Origin of the sequence: Yersinia enterocolitica subsp. enterocolitica (assembly GCF_901472495.1) — a bacterium.
Lineage (GTDB): Bacteria > Pseudomonadota > Gammaproteobacteria > Enterobacterales > Enterobacteriaceae > Yersinia > Yersinia enterocolitica.
This window is the reverse complement of sequence record NZ_LR590469.1, coordinates 183,092-202,138: the sequence shown is the minus strand read 5'-3', so window position 1 is coordinate 202,138 and position 19,047 is coordinate 183,092. Positions and strand designations below refer to the sequence as shown.

The window sequence follows — 19,047 nt, the reverse complement described above, 5'->3', positions numbered from 1 at the left end:
ACCTTTAATCTGGGCGGCGGTGCACTGCTAATAAACTCAGATCCAGATAGCGACCAAGATCGCGTCGCTCTGTCACAGGAGAAGTAGCCAAATCCGCAAGATGGGGAACAATCCCTAGTAACGGTGCGTTTATCATCCGTTTCAGTGTTGCCATGTATTCAGTTTGCCGCCGTCCTGCCGGTATCACCTCATTCGCCACCCAACCGGCCAAAGGTAGCCCCGCTTGCTCAATCGCCAAAACCGTCAACAGTGCATGATTGATGCAGCCAAGTTTTACCCCAACAACCATTATCACTGGCAATTGTTCCTGCTGCACCCAATCGGCAAACGTCGCCTGTGACGAAAGGGGCGTAAACCAACCCCCTGCCCCTTCGACCAATATCCAGTCAGCTGATTGCTCAAGTTGGCGTAAGCCTTGTGATAAGACCGGCAAATGAATCTCCTGCCCTTCACTGACACTGGCAATATGCGGCGAGGTCGCCTCTAGCAGTGTCAATGGATTCACCTGTGCATAAGACAATGTTTGAGTGCTATTCGCCTGTAATGCCAGAGCGTCACTGTTACGCAAGCCATCGGCTGTCATCTGACTGCCAGATGCTACCGGTTTATAACCCGCGGTGCGGAAGCCTTGGAGGGCTGCGGCTTGCAACAATGCACAACTGGCAACAGTCTTACCGACATCAGTATCTGTGCCGGTGATAAACCAACGTCTAATCACGATAAATAACCCCATAAACCAAATGGTAACTCAGCGGGTAGTAACCAGATTGCATGCTATAAGCCTGCTGCAAGGCCATGAGGCGCTTGCGGCCATTCAACCCAGCCTTACGCCCTTGATGTAAGTGCGTGGCACCAATGCCCTGTAGCGAGCGCATAAGGGCGATGACATTCGGAAACTGTTGCTGATATATCTGCGGTGTCAGGGTATGGCGATATCTCTGACAAGCCGCGCTGATATGCTGAAATGAGAGGAAATCATTCACATGCCGCTTACCATCAACTTGTTGCCATGCCTGCCCCAACTCATCCAGAGAGCCGTCGGCCAGAGTGGAAAACAGGATGATCCCCCCTGGGCGAGTGACTCGATACAGTTCAGCCAGCGCCACAGACAAATCAGTGCACCACTGCACCGCTAAATTGCTAAAACAGATATCAACTGTTTGATCTGACAGCGGAATATTCTCAATATCGCCAAGAAGGTAGTCATCGGCAGCTTTATGTTGGCGGGCGTGATCCAACATCCCCGCGGCCAGATCCAATGCAATAACTTGCTTAGCGCGCTCGCGCCACAGGCGGCTGAAATGCCCAGTACCACAACCAGCATCCAATACTGATATCCCTGGATGTTGCCCCCCAAGGGCCAACAAAACCTCACCGGTTTCCCGTTGCAAATCGGCGGCGATATCGTAACTGCCTGCCGCTCGACTAAAAGCCGCAGCAATTGCTGGTTTATTCACTGTTGGTTGATTTGCTGTGGGTTTACTGACTCTTGCTGGCGGTGAATTTTCAGTGACAAACGCCATGTAGCACCTCCAGCAGACGGTCAATATCTTCACTCTCATGGGCGGCACTCAGGGTAATACGCAATCTTGCACCACCGGGAGGAACTGTCGGTGGCCGAATAGCCGTCACCCACAAGCCCGCAGCGCGTAGCTGCTCTGCCAATGCCACTGTCTGTTGATTGTCGCCGACCAATAGTGGCTGAATGGCGGTTTCAGATGCCCCTAATTGCAGCGGTAAAGCTGCCGCACCGCAGCGAAATTGTGTAATGCGTTGCTGGAGGCGTTGGCGCAAATCATCACCTTGCTGAATGCGTAGTAGCGCGGCTTGCAGAGCACAGGCCTGCGCCGGTGGCATTGCCGTGCTGTAAATCAGGTGACGAGCATATTGCAGCAAGTATTCGGCTACCGGCTCCTGACATAACACCGCCGCACCACTCAAGCCAAACGCCTTACCAAAAGTCACCACCAGCAGTTCAGGTTTCACACCTTGCAACTCACAACTTCCCCGCCCCGTAGCCCCTCGCACGCCGATACCATGAGCGTCGTCCACCAATAACCAGCCCCCCGCAGCCGCCGTATGTTGCTGTATAGCTGCCAACGGTGCGCTGTCGCCATCCATGCTAAAAACGCCTTCTGTCACCACCAAAGTTTGGCCTGAACACGGCTTATTAAGCAGTTTTTGCAGTGAATCAGGTTGATTGTGAGCAAAGCGCCGAAGTTGCGCCGGAGAGTGCGTAGCGGCTTCCAGCAAAGAGGCATGGCTGAGTTTATCGGCCAAAATTCGGTCATCAGCAGCGGTTAACGCCGTCAATACAGCCTGATTGGCGGCAAAACCGGAGATAAACAACAAGGCACGCGGATAACCCAACCAGTCAGCTAATTGTTGTTCCAATTGGGCATGAGGCAAGCTATAGCCCGTAACATGACCAGAACCGCCACTCCCCACGCCATAGCGCTGCGCCCCTTGCTGCCAGGCCGCAATGACCGCAGCATCCTGACTTAATCCCAAATAGTCATTGCTGGAAAAGTTGAGATATTGCTGCGCTCCAGTCTGTAACCAGCGCCCATTCGCCCCATCATTGACTTGACGGCAACGATAAGCGGCTGCTTCGTGTCGCTGTTGCAGGCCGAGATCTATTTTGTTCTGCCAGCTCATCAGTGGGCCGCGTTATAAAATTGAACCGAGTCTTCGGGCAAGGAATCACCATGCAATAATTGCTCGGTCAAAACCTGTTGCTGTGCGCGATCACCGTGCTGTGTTGCGGTTTGCTGCGGGTTCAGCCCCAATTTGCGAAATAGCTGTAAATCTTTATCTTCTTCTGGATTCGGCGTGGTGAGTAATTTGCAACCATAGAAAATGGAATTAGCCCCAGCCATAAAGCACATAGCCTGCGTTTGTTCATTCATCTGCTCACGGCCAGCAGAGAGTCGCACATAGGAGGTTGGCATCATAATGCGGGCAACCGCGATGGTGCGAATAAACTCAAAAGCATCCACATCGTCGTTATTTTCCAGCGGTGTGCCTTTCACTTTGACCAGCATGTTGATCGGCACGCTTTCCGGTGGTTTCGGCAAATTCGCCAGTTCCACTAGCAGCCCGGCACGGTCACGAACGGTTTCGCCCAGCCCAACAATGCCGCCGGAACAGACTTTGATCCCCGCATCGCGCACTTCGCTTAAGGTATCAAGCCGCTCCTGATAACTGCGGGTGGTGATGATGCTGCCGTAGAATTCCGGCGAGGTATCCAGATTGTGATTGTAATAATCCAATCCGGCGTCTGCCAAACGGTGGGCTTGCTGTTTGTCCAAAGTCCCCAAGGTCATGCAGGTTTCCATGCCCATCGCCTTGACGCCTTCGACCATTTTTTCCAGATAAGGCATATCGCGCTCATGCGGATTTTTCCAGGCCGCTCCCATACAAAAACGGGTTGAACCCGCAGCCTTGGCTTTTTTCGCGGATTCCAGCACTTGCTCGACCTGCATTAAGCGCTCACTTTCCAGCCCGGTTTTGTAACGCGAGCTTTGTGGACAATATTTGCAATCTTCCGGACAAGCGCCGGTTTTAATCGACAACAAAGTACTGACTTGAACCTGGCGTGGATCAAAATGCTGACGATGAATCTGCTGAGCTTCAAATAATAAATCCAGCAACGGTTTTTCAAACAGGGCCTGGGCTTGCCCGACTGTCCAGCGAAGATAATTTGCCATTACGGCTTCTCCAAAGAAGAGAAAAAAGTGTCGTCAGTGTAAATAAACTCGATATACTGTCAACCATTCTTGCATCATTTTGGTTTACGACAAATTCTCATGACACCTTCTGACCTGGCTTTTGATCAACGCCACATCTGGCATCCCTACACTTCAATGACCGACCCATTGCCCTGTTATCCGGTAGTTGCCGCCGAAGGTGTTGAGCTACAACTGGCCGATGGCCGACGGCTAATTGATGGTATGTCTTCATGGTGGGCGGCGATTCACGGATACAACCACCCCGCGCTTAATCAGGCGGCACATCAGCAGTTGGATAAGATGTCGCATGTGATGTTTGGCGGTATCACCCATCCGCCAGCGGTGAAGCTTTGCCAACAGCTGGTTTCCATGACCCCGCCGGCACTGGAATGCGTGTTTCTGGCTGATTCTGGCTCGGTGGCGGTCGAGGTTGCGCTGAAAATAGCATTACAATACTGGCAGGCAAAAGGGGAACGGCGGCAGCGGATTTTGACCCTGCGCCACGGCTATCATGGTGATACCTTCGGCGCGATGTCAGTGTGTGATCCGCAGAACTCCATGCACAGTTTGTATCAAGGTTATTTAGCTGAAAATCTGTTCGCCGCCGCGCCACAAAGCCGCTTTGATGAGGCATGGAACTCGGAAGACATCACCGATTTTGCTGCAATGATAGCAAAGCACGCCGGTGAGATTGCGGCGGTGATTTTGGAGCCAATAGTGCAAGGTGCGGGTGGGATGCGTATCTATCACCCCGCTTATCTGCGTGAGGTAAGGGCCTTGTGCGATCAATATAATATTTTGTTGATTGCTGATGAAATCGCCACAGGATTTGGCCGCACCGGCAAACTTTTTGCCTGTGAACACGCGCAAATCGTGCCGGATATTCTCTGTTTAGGTAAGGCCCTAACAGGCGGCTATTTGACCTTATCCGCCACACTGACCACCCGAAAAGTGGCAGAAACCATCAGTAACGGTGATGCTGGGTGCTTTATGCATGGGCCGACATTTATGGCAAACCCGCTGGCTTGCGCGGTGGCCTCCGCCAGCCTGAGTCTATTGGCAGAGAATCGCTGGCAACAGCAAGTGGCTTCCATCGAAATTCAATTGAAACAAGCGCTTTTACCATTGGCAGAGCATAAAACAGTAGCTGATGTGCGGGTATTAGGGGCTATCGGGGTGGTGGAAATGAAGGAACCGGTTAACGTCGCTCGCCTGCAACGCGGTTTTGTTGAACAAGGGGTGTGGATCAGACCCTTTGGCAAGCTAATTTACCTGATGCCACCTTATGTTATCTCGTCAGAAGCATTAACCCGACTGACCGACGCGGTGGCAGGTGCAGTGGGAAGACGCTACTAAAGAAATTGCCGAAAAACAGTTTGGAGACTGACGGGGTGACTGTACCGACGGGCACTGCGGCGACTCACATCGCTATAGCTTATTCGGCACACTTCCCCCGCCTGATAACATTATTTTTTAGGCTCTTGGTGCCAATATGCTGACCCACATTGGGCCTTTCCCAACCGGATAGCGCTTGAGGGTGGTCAACTCGCCGCTATTCTGATCGATACGATACACTTCGATATGATCAGATTTCTGGCCGGAAGAGATCAGGAACTGGCCATTGTGGTCGATATTAAAACCGCGCGGCTGGGCTTCAGTCTGATGATGACCCACCAACGCAATCTCACGACCGTCTTCAGAAACACTAAAAATACCCAACAGACTGGCAGTACGATCACTAATGTACAAATGGCAGCCATTTGGCGTGATGTGGATATCAGCTGCCCAACGGGTGTCAGTAAAGTCGGCAGGCATGGCATCCAATGTTTGAATGATCTTATATTCCTGGCCGTTATTGCTGATTTGGTATACATCAACCGAGCTATTCAGCTCATTGACACAATAAGCCACCTGCTGATTAGGGTGGAAAGCCATATGGCGTGGGCCAGCACCGGCGGCAACAGTCACATCAGACTGCGCATGTGGCGTCAATTTACCCTCGGCACTCAAATCAAATAAGCGCACTTTGTCTTCTTTCAGGCAAGGCACCAGCAGGATTTGATTGGTCGGGTCAATATTTGCCGAGTGTGGCGCAGGTAAATCATTAAGCTGCTGAATAGGCGCTTGTACCACACCGTGCTCATCAATAGGGCTGATACTGACACAATTGAAACTATAAGAAGCAGAGAACAAGAAACGGCCTTGCAGATCCGTGCCAATATGAGTTGGACTACCTGGCAACGGTGCCATACCGGCAGCAGTCAGGGTGCCATCATCGGCAATGTTATAGCTGACGATGCCAAAATCAGGGCGAACGCCAACATACAAATGACGCTGGTTCGGGTTGATTGTCATCGGCTGCACCTGGCCCGGAACTTCCACCGTTTGCAGTAAGGTTAATTCACCGGTGGAACCTAATTGCCAGACATGGATCTGCTGACTGTCTGGGCTTGCCACGTAAACCACTTGCTTCATCTTTACTCCTTAGTCGAGCCAATTATACTCGTCATACTTCAAGCTGCATGTGTGTTGGCTTCGTTCAATCACCCGAATCATTGACTGGCGTCAACTCATCGGGACTCACTCGCTTGCCGCCTTCCTGCAACTCTAATTATTTAGGGTATAGGCAACTTTCATTGGCCGAATTTGTCTTTCCAAACAAACCCAGCGCTTAACACAATTGCAAAATTGCGAATAATTTAGCCTAGCTTACCTGACTGAGCAGACATAACAACAGCCCGCCATCGTGAAGATCAAAACTTATTCTGCTTATTTTTAGCCGTTGATGCGGGTGCTTACCCAGTCAGGTTTAATCAACTGCTTATCCGGTGTACCATCAGAAAATACTATGCAAACATATTATTTCTCGCCTTGGGATTAGCATCACTATGACATACCGTATTATTGCATTGGATTTGGATGGAACGCTGCTGGACAGCAAGAAACGTATTTTACCTGAATCTTTGTCCGCACTGGCGCAAGCTCGCGCCGCAGGGGTCAAGGTTGTGGTCGTCACGGGTCGTCATCATGTGGCGATTCATCCGTTTTATCAGGCGCTTGAGCTCGACACTCCAGCAATTTGCTGTAATGGCACTTACCTATATGATTATCAAGCCAAAAAAGTTTTAGATTCCAACCCATTAGAACCTCAACAGGCGGTTCAGGTATTACAGTTGCTGGAGCAAAGTGATATCCACGGGCTGATGTATGTCGACGATGCGATGCTTTATCAACAGAGTAGCGGGCATGTCGTTCGCTCCCTCAATTGGGCCGAATCATTACCCGTTGCCCAACGCCCGACCCTGCTTCAGGTCGATAGCTTGTTAGATGCCGCCCACAGCGCCAATGCTATTTGGAAATTTGCCACTTCCCATGCTGACATCGACCAACTAAAAACATTTGCGAGCAAAGTAGAAGATGAAATGGGGCTGGCATGTGAATGGTCGTGGCATGATCAAGTGGATATCGCCCAAGCCGGAAATAGCAAAGGGATGCGCCTGCAACAATGGGTTGAATCTCAAGGTTTGAGCATGAAAGAAGTGGTCGCTTTTGGTGACAATTTTAACGACCTGAGCATGCTTGAGAGCGCCGGTTTAGGTGTGGCTATGGGCAACAGCGCTGATGCCATCAAACAACGGGCCGATCTGGTGATTGCCGATAACGAACAACCGGGTATTGCTGCGGTTATCCGCCAGCATGTGCTGGCATAATCGAGTTTGTTAAAAAAACTCGCAGCGGTGAAAACAGGCAGATCGTAAAGACGCCGTAAAGCCTCCCCTGGGGGCTTGAGCCGCGCCGTCCTGGCGCGGACGCTTTATGCCTCTGCCTATCCTCACCACTTGAGATCGAGTTGTAGAGGTTTGCATCTCTCAATTTTTACGATTAAACGACACACTTTTTATCTGAGCATACACCCACTGACCGGGTTTCAGCCCCAGTTCATCCCGCGCCCACGGCGTAATTCTTGCCCATAACCATTGGTCGCCAACAGCCAGTTTGACATCAATCTGCCCATCAACTTCAAGGCATTCGGCTATTTTGACCGGCAAAATATTGCGAATACTGCTGTTTTGCGGTGGCTGTAATACCAATGAGACATCGGCCGCATTTATCCGGATGCGCATTGATTCACCCTCTTGCGCCTCCAGCTTTCCGACCCATAACCGCTGATCGCCTAATGCCAGTGCTGTCATCGCGTAACGGTCATGATGACCAATGACACTCACTCGCAATATGCTGCTCGGCTCTTCCCGTTGTAGCCACGGACGCAATGCACTACTGGCCCACACCTCTTCCAGGCCACCAACAGCGCGAACTTTACCTGCATCCATCACCACCACTTGATCCGCCAAACGCAAAATCTCGTCCATGCTGTGGCTGACATACAATATCGGTGTATTGACGTCTTGCGCCAGCCGCTCCAGATACGGCAACAGTTCACGCTTACGCGGCAAATCCAGTGAGGCTAAAGGCTCATCCATCAACAACAACTCAGGGGCAGTCAGCAAAGCACGGCCAATCGCTACTCGCTGTTTTTCGCCACCAGAAAGGGTTAACGGGAAACGCCCTAATAACGCCTCGATACCCAACAACCCCACAATGGTATCAAACTGCCCGCGCATTGACGGGTTCATACCATATTGCAAGTTACCCATTACGCGATAATGGGGGAACAAACGCGCATCCTGAAAGACATAACCGACCCGCCGTTTTTCCGGTGGCAGATAAATATTCTGTTCTGCATCCACCAGCACCCGGCCATTAAGCACAACTTTGCCTTGCTGCGGGCGAGTCAAACCACCAATCACATTGATCAGCGACGTCTTACCGGCTCCCGACAAACCAAAAATAGCGGTAATGCCTTGAGCGGGTAAATTAGTGCTCACTTGTAAATGCAAATCACCCAGTTGTTGGCTGAAATCCAGTTCTAGCATGGTACCCCCATGCGCTTTTTACCCCAACGGGCCAGCCATTCAGACAACAACAGAGAAACCAGCGACAGAATAATAGCAATAATACACAGCCGCGCCGCCGCCGCTTCAGCGCCGGGCGTTTCAATTAGGGTGTACATGGCCAATGGAATGGTGCGGGTTTCGCCGGGAATATTGGAAACGAAAGTGATGGTGGCACCAAACTCCCCCAACGAACGGGCAAAAGAAAGTACCGTACCGGCAATCACCCCCGGTAAAGAAAGCGGTAACGTGATGGTGAAAAACACCCGCCACGGGTTTGCCCCGAGGGTACGTGCAGCCAACTCTAGCCGGGTGTCAACCGCTTCCAGCGCCAGACGGATAGCCCTGACCATCAATGGGAAAGCCACTACCGCCGAGGCCAATGCCGCGCCACGCCAACTGAAACTGAAATTAATGCCAAACCAGCTATAAAGCCACTCGCCGATAAAACCGCGGCGGCCCATGCTGATCAGCAGCAAATAACCAATAACCACTGGCGGCAGCACCAGTGGTAAGTGAATAATACTATCTAACAAAGACTTACCGGGGAAACGGCAGCGCACTAAAATCCATGCCATCAAAATACCTAATGGCAAACTGCACACCACCGCCACACCGGAAACCTTCAGGCTCAGAATAATGGCCTGCCACTCATACTCACTCAATATCATTAGCGTGTGGTAAATCCATATTTTTCGAAAATAACAGCCGCTGCCGGGCTTTTCAGGTAGTCATAAAAAGCAGTAACGGTAGGATTTTCATGACCCTTAACAATCGCCATTGGGTATTCAACCGGCTTATGGCTCGATTCCGGGAATACCCCCACAACTTTCACTTTATCGCTGGCTATAGCATCTGAGCCGTAGACGATACCCAGTGGCGCTTCCGCCCGTTCGACCAGTGCCATAGCACTGCGCACGTTATTGGCTCGAGCCATTTCTGGAGCTAAAGTTGCCCAAGCACCTAAATTCTCTAATGACTCTTTAGCATAAATCCCAGCAGGAACATGATCAGGATCGCCAACAGCCAGACGGCCACCCTCTAACAATTTCTTCCAATCTGTTTTTTTATCAATCTCAACTTTGGTAATTTTGCTGTCTTTTGGCGCAATCAATACTAGCTCATTACCTAACAGGGTATAGCGGGTATTAGCAACCATTTGTTGCTTATCAATGGCATAATCCATCCATTGCTGATCAGCAGAGATAAACAAGTCCGCCGGAGCACCCTGCTCAATCTGGCGTGCCAGAGTAGAGGATGAAGCGTAAGAAGCTACCACATCAACTTGCTTCTCTTTTTTATACTGTGCCGCGATATCTTGCAGCGCATTGGTCAAAGAGGCAGCTGCAAAAACTGTAATATCTGCCGCCATGGCAGAACTGGAAAATGCTACCAACAACGCAGCACTCGCAACCCATTTATTCACTTTACCGTATTGATTCTTCATCTTGTTCTCCGCATGAGTGATACCGCTATATACGTTGAAATATAACGTAACATCATGGGCAGGTCATGTAATTTATCGGCAAGATGTGAGGTATCTTGAGTTGTCACAACAGAAGTGAAGATAATAAAGCAAAAGATAAAAACGAAAATGCCCAGCGTCAATACGCCAGGCATTTATGAAATAGAGACAACTGCGCTGGGAACAGCCGCTATCTTATTAAGAGCGTTCTTTGGTGTGACCCGTTTTAGAGATGATGTTAAACACCTCACCCAGTCCATAGATCATGCCCAAAATCACTGCCATCACTACGGGTACCATGACCACAGCAAAAAGCAGGCTTTTCAAAAGATCTAACATACTAACCTCTCATGACTACTTTATAGAGCGATAACCCACGTTATCACAATAACCAATAGATATCATTCTGTGTAAATTATATAAGCAATGAATGAATGCAGTTATTCTAACCCACACGAAAAGAATGTAACCTGCCAAACGTGCGATTGGGCTTTAGCGCTACGCACTTGATGTCCATTGGATATACACCGACTGTTGAGTCACAATACGCGTTTCCCGCTGGAGCTAAAAATCATGCAGGCCGAAATCCTACTCACTTTAAAACTTCAGCAGCGACTGTTTGCCGATCCACGACGTATCTCATTACTGAAACAAATACAAAATACCGGTTCAATCAGTCAGGGCGCGAAACTCGCGGGCATTAGCTATAAAAGCGCCTGGGATGCCATCAATGAAATGAATACCTTAGCTGAAGAAACCTTGGTCGAGCGGGCAACAGGCGGCAAAGGTGGCGGCGGCGCTTTTCTGACTCGCTATGGTGAGCGTTTAATCCAGCTCTATGATTTGCTGGCGCAGATTCAACAAAAAGCATTTGATACTTTAAAAGACGACTCGATGCCACTGGATAGCTTGCTGGCCGCAATTTCTCGTTTCTCTCTGCAAACCAGCGCCCGTAACCAGTTCTTCGGTACGGTGATAGAGCGTGACCATCAGCAGGTTCAACAACACATCAATATCTTGTTATCAGATGGGGAGACCCGCTTATCTGCGGCGATAACCCAGCAAAGTGCTGACCGGTTGCAACTTGTCGCGGGTAAAGAAGTGTTGGCGCTGATCAAAGCGCCCTGGATAAAACTGATCACTGATCAAGCGCTCGCGGGGGCGGCGGATAACTCTCTGACAGGCACCGTTAGCAGTATCGAGCCAGGTAATGAACACAGTGAAGTTATCGTGACATTGGCGGGAGGTGCTAGTCTCTGCTCGACACAAAATAACAGCGAGTTGCACAAACTGAATTTGCGCGTGGGAAGTGATGTTATTGCCCAGTTCAATGCTGATCGGGTCATCATCGCCACACTGTGTTGAGTAATTCGCGTTAGTTATCAATCATAAGTAAGTATTCACCTGAGATTAATGACAAAGTGCCCGTAACGGCGAAAACAGGCAGATCGTAAAGACGCCGTAAACCCCTCCCAGGGGGCTCGAGCCGCGCGCTCCTTGGCGCGGACGCTTTACTCTTCTACCTGTCCTCACCTTGCAAGATCGAGTCGTTGGGGTTTGTCAGCAAGTCTGAGGTAAGCATTTACCTGTTGACATTTTGCCCCTTCCCGCCTATTCCTACACATATTATTGTGTTGCAGAATATGGGAAAGATGATGTCTGAATTGCAAATAACGCAAGGTTGTTTTCGTCTGAGCGACACCCGGACACTCATCTTGCCAGAGTTACGTATATCTTCTGGTGATATGCAGCAGACAAGTGATAGCTGGGCATTTGTTGGTGCCAATGGCAGCGGTAAATCGTCGCTGGCCAAGGCCTTAGCGGGAGAACTTATCCTGCTTAGTGGCCGTCGCCAGAGCAATTTTAACCATATTGTGCGTTTGTCTTTCGAGCAACTGCAACAGTTAATCAGCGAAGAGTGGCAGCGTAATAACACCGATTTACTCAGCATCGATGAAGATGATACCGGTCGCACCACGGCCGAAATCATCCAGGAAGAATTCAGCGATCCGCAGCGCTGCCAGCAACTGGCAGAGCAATTTGGCATTAGCCACTTACTCTCACGTCGCTTTAAGTATCTTTCGACCGGCGAAACTCGCAAGACATTGTTATGCCGGGCACTGATGCCACAACCCGACCTACTGATTCTGGATGAGCCGTTTGATGGTTTGGATGTGGCCGCCCGTGCGCAGTTGGCCAGCAGGTTGTCCACACTTTCAGCGCAAGGCGTCACTCTGGTTTTAGTGCTTAACCGCTTTGATGATATTCCCGATTTTGTACAATACGTCGGCGTACTGGCGGATTGCCAATTGACCCATACCGGCCCACGTCAGCAGATCCTTTCCCAAGCGCTGATTGCTCAACTGGCACACAGCGAAAATCTTGAGGGATTGTTACTGCCAGAAACGGAAAGCCCACAGCAGCAAGTTCATTTATCGCAAGACAATCCACTGATTATATTGAAAAATGGAGTGGTAAAGTACAATGACCGCCCTATTTTGCATAACCTGAGCTGGCGGGTAAATCCAGGCGAGCATTGGCAAATTATCGGCCAGAATGGCGCAGGGAAATCAACTTTACTCAGCCTAATTACAGGTGATCATCCACAAGGTTACAGTAATGATTTAACACTGTTTGGCCGCCGTCGTGGCAGTGGAGAAACCATCTGGGATATTAAACGTCATATCGGTTATGTCAGCAGTAGCTTACATTTGGACTATCGTGTCAGTACCAATCTGCGCACGGTGATTTTATCGGGCTTTTTCGATTCAATTGGTATTTATCAGGCGGTATCAGACCGGCAGCAGCAACTTGCCGATCAATGGCTGGCGTTACTGGGGTTTTCTGCAACGACTGCCGATCAGCCTTTCCATAGCTTATCGTGGGGGCAACAGCGCTTGGCGCTGATCGCCCGAGCGCTGGTAAAACACCCTGCGCTACTGATTCTCGATGAACCATTGCAAGGATTAGATCCACTTAACCGATTGTTAGTACGCCGTTTTATTGATGTGATGATCAGTGAAGGTGAGACACAATTGTTGTTCGTTTCCCACCACGCAGAAGATGCTCCGCAATGCATTACCCACCGACTAACCTTTATTCCTGATGGCGATATTTATCAATATCAGCAGGAAAAATTGCCCAGCTAAATGAGAGCAGCATCGTTATATTATAATATTTGGCTCATCAAATAATGAGAGCTTTTCTCAACTGACGTGAGTTTTATCCACTAGCACTTATGCTACTATCGCCACCGTCAACCATCATTCAGGTTGACGGTGGATAATGATTATAGATTATTATTACTCATTTTATAATATTTTTAAGATTGAATAACAAAGGGACTTCCTATGTGGGGCGTACTCGCTGCATCACTGTTTTTCTTATCAATTAACCGGGTACTTTCCCTGTTTCTGTTGGCTTTATCCTTATCTATTGCCCTGTATCACGGTGTTCTGACGTTACCCTCAGCGGCATTTCTGTTGCTGACACTGGCAGTTGCGCTGCTACTGAAAAAATATCGTCAACAAAAATGGTTGGCCGCCGGATTAGAATTGCTCTTGGTGCTTGCCGCCATTGCCCTATTCCTGCACTTGATTCCTGGTTTTAACAACTTGAAAGTGTTAGATAACGTAAAAGTGGGGCCACTGAGTGCCGCCTTTAGCATGTATTACAATCTTGATAAGGCACTGGTTCCCTTTATTTTGCTCGCCTGCCTGCCCACCTTGTTTGTTGCCAAAAAACATCTCTCAGTTAGCCGGCTCGGCTGGTTAGGTTTGATTGCCAGTATCCCCGCATTGTTACTGCTGGCGGTTGCGCTAGGCGGTTTAAAAGTTGAAATGCACACTCCTGCATGGGTTGGCTCCTTTGTTATGGCCAATATATTTTTTGTTTGCCTGGCCGAAGAAGCGCTATTCCGTGGTTATTTGCAGCAACGCCTAAGTCAGTGCATCGGTAACTATCCTGCACTGCTGCTTACCGCGCTATTGTTCGGTGCCGCGCATTTTGCCGGTGGCGCGCTGTTAATGGTGTTCGCTGCTCTGGCAGGGGTCATTTATGGTTTAGCCTGGCTGTGGAGTGGCCGTTTGTGGGTTGCAGTGGCATTCCATTTCGGCCTGAATTTAATGCATTTGCTGTACTTTACCTACCCGCTTTACTCCACCCACTGATTTTTACTGACAAGATCCGATACCCTTTTATTCGTCAGTATCGGGTCATCGCATCATTAGCAGGACATTCCTGCTAAATGAATGGATGAGAACGCTACCACTGTGCTTATCTTTGTTATGTCAGAGTTTTCTCGATTTTTTAGCCTATCCTTGTTCATTCCCCTGTATTTATACCCTCACAGGGATTAAGCTAGCATAAAATTAAATGTAAACGATTCCATTATTGAGCGCAGATCACCTTTTCTCACATAATGGCATGCTATCTTTCTTAGACAAAAGTCATTCCAGGAGTCTTTTATGTATGTACTGGTAACAGGTGGTAGCGGTTACATTGGTAGTCATACCTGTGTGCAATTGATTGAAGCTGGCTATCAGCCAGTTATCCTCGACAATCTTTGTAATAGCAAATCCAGCGTATTAGCCCGGATACATCAATTGACTGGCTACACTCCTGAACTTTATCAGGGGGACATTCGTGACCGCGCCCTGCTCGATAAGATATTCGCCGCTCATCCTATTCACGCGGTCATTCATTTTGCTGGCTTGAAAGCTGTCGGCGAATCCGTCAGTAAGCCATTGGAATATTACAATAATAATATTTTCGGCACCTTAGTCTTGCTGGAGGCGATGCGCGCGGCTCAGGTCAAAAACTTTATCTTCAGTTCATCCGCCACCGTGTATGGTGATCAGCCGCAAATTCCTTATGTTGAAAGCTTCCCGACTGGCTCACCTTCTAGTCCGTATGGCCGCAGCAAATTGATGGTTGAGCAAATCCTGCAAGATGTGCAACTGGCCGACCCACAATGGAACATGACTATCCTGCGTTATTTCAATCCGGTTGGGGCCCATTCATCTGGGCTGATGGGAGAAGACCCACAAGGTATCCCTAACAACTTGATGCCGTTTATTGCACAGGTTGCAGTAGGCCGCCGTGAATCATTGGCGATATTCGGCAATGACTATCCAACCCCTGATGGCACTGGGGTTCGTGACTATATTCATGTGGTCGATTTAGCTGACGGCCATGTTGCCGCAATGAAAAAGTTACACAATCAACCGGGTGTACATATTTTTAATTTGGGTGCCGGTGTTGGCCACAGTGTTTTACAGGTGGTCGAAGCATTCAGCAAAGCTTGTGGCAAACCACTGACCTACCATTTTGCCCCACGTCGTGAAGGTGATCTTCCGGCTTATTGGGCTGATCCCACCAAAGCTGCGGAACAACTGGGCTGGCGAGTCAGCCGCTCGCTGGACGAAATGGCGGCTGATACCTGGCGCTGGCAATCACAGAATCCTCAGGGCTATCCCGATTAAGGTATTGTTATGACTGATTTTAACCCTGTGGATCATCCACACCGCAGATATAACCCATTAAGTGATCAGTGGGTATTGGTATCGCCTCATCGGGCCAAGCGCCCCTGGCAAGGTCAGCAGGAGTCGCCTTCGACCGAGAGTTTACCGACGCACGATGCGGATTGCTTCTTATGCCCAGGCAATACCCGGGTAACGGGTGACGTCAACCCTGACTACCGGTCAACCTATGTATTTACCAATGACTTTGCCGCGCTGATGCCGGATACCCCCGATGCGCCGCAAAGTGATGATCCCTTGATGCGCAGCCAGAGTGCACGCGGCACCAGCAGGGTTATTTGCTTCTCACCAGATCACAGTAAGACATTGCCGCAGCTAACACTGGCAGCGCTGGAAGATGTCATCCAGACCTGGCAACAGCAAAGTGCCGAATTGGGTAAGACATACCCTTGGGTACAAGTATTTGAGAATAAAGGCGCGGCTATGGGCTGCTCAAACCCCCATCCGCATGGGCAAATTTGGGCTAATAGCTTCCTGCCCAATGAAGCCGCGCGGGAAGACCGCCTGCAACAGCAATATTTTCAACAACATCAATCGCCGATGCTACTCGATTATGCCGAACGTGAGCAGCGTGATGGCAGCAGAACAGTGGTTGAAACTGAGCACTGGCTAGCCGTGGTGCCCTACTGGGCGGCGTGGCCATTTGAAACCTTACTGCTGCCCAAAGCCCATGTTCTGCGCTTAGAAGACTTATCGGATGAACAACGCCACGACCTGGCTATTGCACTGAAAAAACTGACCAGCCGCTACGACAATTTGTTCTCATGTTCTTTCCCTTATTCAATGGGATGGCACGGCGCGCCTTATAACATTTATGGCACCGATAAAACCTATGGCACCGATAAAACCGATCATGGTGCTGATAAAACCGCTGCCAATACACACTGGCAGTTACATGCACATTTTTATCCGCCATTACTGCGCTCTGCATCTGTCCGTAAATTTATGGTGGGTTATGAAATGCTGGCCGAAACCCAGCGAGACCTTACTGCGGAACAGGCGGCTGAACACCTGCGGGCAGTAAGTGATGTCCATTATCGAGAAGCTGGAGTCAAATAATGAGTTTAAAACAGCATACCCAGGCCATTTTCCGCCAACAATTTAGCCATGAACCTAACATCACTATCAAAGCTCCGGGCCGCGTCAATCTTATCGGCGAGCATACCGATTATAACGATGGCTTTGTGCTGCCCTGCGCCATTGATTATGAAACCGTCATCAGTTGCAGTAAACGCGATGATCGCCAGATACATGTTATTGCGGCTGATTATGACAATCAGCAAGACATATTCTCTCTGGATGAACCAATTGTCCCGCATGCGCAATACCGTTGGGCTGACTATGTGCGCGGTGTGGTAAAACACTTGCAACTGCGTCATGCCGATTTTGGCGGTGCCTCGCTGGTTATCAGCGGCAATGTCCCGCAAGGTGCGGGCCTGAGCTCTTCAGCTTCTTTAGAAGTCGCCGTCGGCCAGGCGTTACAATCACTCTATCAGTTACCTCTGAGTGGTGTGGAACTGGCACTCAATGGCCAGGAAGCTGAAAACCAGTTTGTTGGTTGCAACTGCGGCATCATGGATCAGCTGATTTCGGCACTCGGCCAGCAAGACCACGCGCTATTGATCGACTGCCGCACGCTTGAAACTCGCGCCGTCCCCATGCCAGAAAATGTGGCGGTGGTGATAATCAATTCCAATGTGAAACGGGGCTTGGTTGATAGCGAATACAACACCCGTCGCCAGCAATGTGAAACCGCTGCGCGTTTCTTTGGGGTCAAAGCCCTGCGCGATGTTGACCCTAACCTGTTCTTCTCTATTCAGGATGAGTTAGATCCTGTGGTCGCTAAACGTGCTCGCCATGTGATTACTGAAAATGAGCGCACTCTGACGGCGGCTGATGCATTGGCAACTGGTGATTTGAAATTGATGGGACAATTGATGCACGAGTCTCATATTTCAATGCGCGATGATTTCGAGATCACAGTTCCACCGATCGACAGCCTGGTAGATATTGTGAAATCCGTTATTGGGGAGCAAGGTGGTGTTCGTATGACTGGCGGTGGTTTTGGCGGCTGTATTGTCGCGCTAATGCCAAACTCACTCGTCGAGCAAGTTCGTGCGGCTGTAGCGCAGCAATATCCGGCTTACAGTGGCGGCAGAACTGAAACCTTTTACGTTTGTCAGGCTTCACAAGGAGCGGGTTTATGCTGAAAAACGACGCTGCATCATCAAGCAGTGTTGACCAGTTAGCACCGGATGGTCACCCCTTTGAATTGACCGAGTTACATAATAAAACCGGCATGAGCGTGACGCTGATGGATTGGGGCGCTACCTGGTTATCAGCAATATTGCCACTAAAAGGGGGCGAAAAACGTGAGTTGCTGCTGGGCTGCCAAACCCCGGCCGATTATCTGCATCAAGCGGCTTATCTCGGTGCGACAGTTGGCCGCTACGCCAACCGCATTGCGAAGGCACAAATCACCGTAGAGGGCGAAATCCTCCATCTGATACCCAATCAAGGCGAGAACCAACTACATGGTGGCCCGGAAGGGTTCCATAACCGGCGCTGGAAAAAGGTTAAGCAAGATGAGAAGCAGGTCACTTATCAGTTGCACTCTCCTGATGGTGATCAGGGTTTCCCTGGTAATCTAACCGCCGAAGTGCAGTATCTGCTGACCGAGGATAATCGGCTGGAGATTCACTATCAGGCTCAGGTTGATAAAACCTGCCCGGTAAACCTGACCAATCATGCGTACTTTAATCTCGATGGCGAAGGACGAGACGTGCGGGCGCATCGATTACAGCTGTTTGCTGACCGCTATTTACCGGTCGGCAGTGATGGGATACCCACCGCTGGACTCGAAAGTGTTGAAAAAACTGGCATGGATTTCCGTCAAGCGAAAACACTGGCGCGCGACTTCCTGCAAGACCGTGGTCAACAACGGGTGAAAGGTTATGACCATGCCTATCTGCTACATCGCACTTGTGGTGCTACCGAAAGCCCGGCGGCGCACCTGTGGTCTTCTGATAATCAAGTTCAAATGAGCGTATACACCACAGCACCCGCATTGCAGCTCTATAGCGGTAATTTCCTCGGCGGAACACCTGCGCGTAATGGCGGAACCTATGCCAGCTATACTGGCGTCGCTTTGGAAAGTGAATTCTTACCTGATAGCCCTAACCACCCGGAATGGCCACAACCTGATTGTTGGCTAAAACCGGGGAAAACCTACCATGCAACCACCGTTTATCACTTTATCGCGTTATAGCGGATTGCCGCTGCGGCGGCAATGCTAATGGCATAAGATATAACCGAAACCTACCCTTATTGATAAACAGCATCTACGCTTAAGGCATCTG

At 49.9% G+C, this 19,047-nt stretch carries 18 protein-coding genes; 9 read left to right on the top strand and 9 right to left on the bottom strand.

What is annotated here, in order from left to right:
• Positions 1–4: 4 nt before the first annotated feature.
• The 4 genes from bioD to bioB are packed head-to-tail and all read right to left on the bottom strand — an operon-like array spanning position 5 to position 3,710.
• Positions 5–718: a dethiobiotin synthase gene (gene bioD / locus FGL26_RS01000; protein WP_032912661.1), complete on the bottom strand. Its 714-nt coding sequence runs from the start codon at positions 716–718 to the stop codon at positions 5–7.
• The gene (bioC, locus tag FGL26_RS00995; RefSeq protein WP_032912660.1) at positions 711–1,523 is read right to left on the bottom strand and encodes a malonyl-ACP O-methyltransferase BioC; all 813 of its coding nucleotides are present in this window, start codon (positions 1,521–1,523) and stop codon (positions 711–713) included. Before bioC ends, bioD begins: the two co-directional genes overlap by 8 nt.
• Positions 1,507–2,658: an 8-amino-7-oxononanoate synthase gene (bioF, locus tag FGL26_RS00990; RefSeq protein WP_032912658.1), complete on the bottom strand. Its 1,152-nt coding sequence runs from the start codon at positions 2,656–2,658 to the stop codon at positions 1,507–1,509. Before bioF ends, bioC begins: the two co-directional genes overlap by 17 nt.
• On the bottom strand, positions 2,658–3,710 hold the full coding sequence (gene bioB, locus FGL26_RS00985; protein ID WP_005168071.1) for a biotin synthase BioB: 1,053 nt from the start codon (positions 3,708–3,710) through the stop codon (positions 2,658–2,660). The genes bioF and bioB overlap by 1 nt, the downstream gene beginning before the upstream one ends.
• Positions 3,711–3,809: 99 nt before the next feature.
• Here bioB and bioA point away from each other — a divergent pair, with 99 nt between their 5' ends.
• The gene (gene bioA / locus FGL26_RS00980; protein ID WP_005168068.1) at positions 3,810–5,087 is read left to right on the top strand and encodes an adenosylmethionine--8-amino-7-oxononanoate transaminase; all 1,278 of its coding nucleotides are present in this window, start codon (positions 3,810–3,812) and stop codon (positions 5,085–5,087) included.
• A 117-nt stretch (positions 5,088–5,204) separates the two neighbouring features.
• On the opposite strand, the gene pgl is transcribed toward bioA, so the two are convergent.
• Complete coding sequence (gene pgl, locus FGL26_RS00975) at positions 5,205–6,206, bottom strand: 6-phosphogluconolactonase (protein WP_005168066.1); 1,002 nt, start codon at positions 6,204–6,206, stop codon at positions 5,205–5,207.
• 413 nt (positions 6,207–6,619) lie between these two features.
• Here pgl and FGL26_RS00970 point away from each other — a divergent pair, with 413 nt between their 5' ends.
• The gene (locus tag FGL26_RS00970; protein WP_005168064.1) at positions 6,620–7,441 is read left to right on the top strand and encodes a pyridoxal phosphatase; all 822 of its coding nucleotides are present in this window, start codon (positions 6,620–6,622) and stop codon (positions 7,439–7,441) included.
• Between the two features lie 159 nt (positions 7,442–7,600).
• Here FGL26_RS00970 and modC read toward each other — a convergent pair whose 3' ends face one another.
• The 4 genes from modC to FGL26_RS00950 form a co-directional block, all read right to left on the bottom strand.
• Positions 7,601–8,665: a molybdenum ABC transporter ATP-binding protein ModC gene (gene modC, locus FGL26_RS00965; protein ID WP_005158969.1), complete on the bottom strand. Its 1,065-nt coding sequence runs from the start codon at positions 8,663–8,665 to the stop codon at positions 7,601–7,603.
• On the bottom strand, positions 8,659–9,354 hold the full coding sequence (gene modB, locus FGL26_RS00960; protein ID WP_005158971.1) for a molybdate ABC transporter permease subunit: 696 nt from the start codon (positions 9,352–9,354) through the stop codon (positions 8,659–8,661). The genes modC and modB overlap by 7 nt, the downstream gene beginning before the upstream one ends.
• Positions 9,354–10,130 carry a molybdate ABC transporter substrate-binding protein gene (modA, locus tag FGL26_RS00955; protein ID WP_005168060.1) on the bottom strand — a complete coding sequence of 259 codons (777 nt, stop codon included), beginning with the start codon at positions 10,128–10,130 and terminating at the stop codon, positions 9,354–9,356. The genes modB and modA overlap by 1 nt, the downstream gene beginning before the upstream one ends.
• 216 nt (positions 10,131–10,346) lie before the next feature.
• Complete coding sequence (locus FGL26_RS00950; RefSeq protein WP_005158974.1) at positions 10,347–10,487, bottom strand: AcrZ family multidrug efflux pump-associated protein; 141 nt, start codon at positions 10,485–10,487, stop codon at positions 10,347–10,349.
• 234 nt (positions 10,488–10,721) lie between these two features.
• Here FGL26_RS00950 and modE point away from each other — a divergent pair, with 234 nt between their 5' ends.
• From modE to galM, 7 genes are all read left to right on the top strand, one after another.
• Positions 10,722–11,513 carry a molybdenum-dependent transcriptional regulator gene (gene modE, locus FGL26_RS00945; RefSeq protein WP_005168058.1) on the top strand — a complete coding sequence of 264 codons (792 nt, stop codon included), beginning with the start codon at positions 10,722–10,724 and terminating at the stop codon, positions 11,511–11,513.
• Positions 11,514–11,803: 290 nt separating this feature from the next.
• Positions 11,804–13,297 (top strand): molybdate ABC transporter ATP-binding protein ModF, encoded by a 1,494-nt coding sequence (gene modF, locus FGL26_RS00935; RefSeq protein ID WP_005168057.1) that lies wholly within the window; start codon positions 11,804–11,806, stop codon positions 13,295–13,297.
• 201 nt (positions 13,298–13,498) lie between these two features.
• A complete protein-coding gene (locus FGL26_RS00930; RefSeq protein ID WP_005168056.1) occupies positions 13,499–14,317 on the top strand; it encodes a CPBP family intramembrane glutamic endopeptidase in 819 nt (272 codons plus the stop codon).
• A gap of 297 nt (positions 14,318–14,614) precedes the next feature.
• Entirely contained in the window at positions 14,615–15,631 is a 1,017-nt protein-coding gene (gene galE / locus FGL26_RS00925) for a UDP-glucose 4-epimerase GalE (RefSeq protein WP_032912656.1), read from the top strand.
• Positions 15,632–15,640: 9 nt separating this feature from the next.
• Positions 15,641–16,747, top strand: coding sequence for a galactose-1-phosphate uridylyltransferase (gene galT / locus FGL26_RS00920; protein ID WP_011816803.1), 1,107 nt, complete (start codon positions 15,641–15,643; stop codon positions 16,745–16,747).
• Positions 16,747–17,898 (top strand): galactokinase, encoded by a 1,152-nt coding sequence (galK, locus tag FGL26_RS00915; protein ID WP_032912654.1) that lies wholly within the window; start codon positions 16,747–16,749, stop codon positions 17,896–17,898. The genes galT and galK overlap by 1 nt, the downstream gene beginning before the upstream one ends.
• On the top strand, positions 17,892–18,956 hold the full coding sequence (gene galM, locus FGL26_RS00910) for a galactose-1-epimerase (RefSeq protein ID WP_005168049.1): 1,065 nt from the start codon (positions 17,892–17,894) through the stop codon (positions 18,954–18,956). The genes galK and galM overlap by 7 nt, the downstream gene beginning before the upstream one ends.
• Positions 18,957–19,047: the final 91 nt, after the last annotated feature.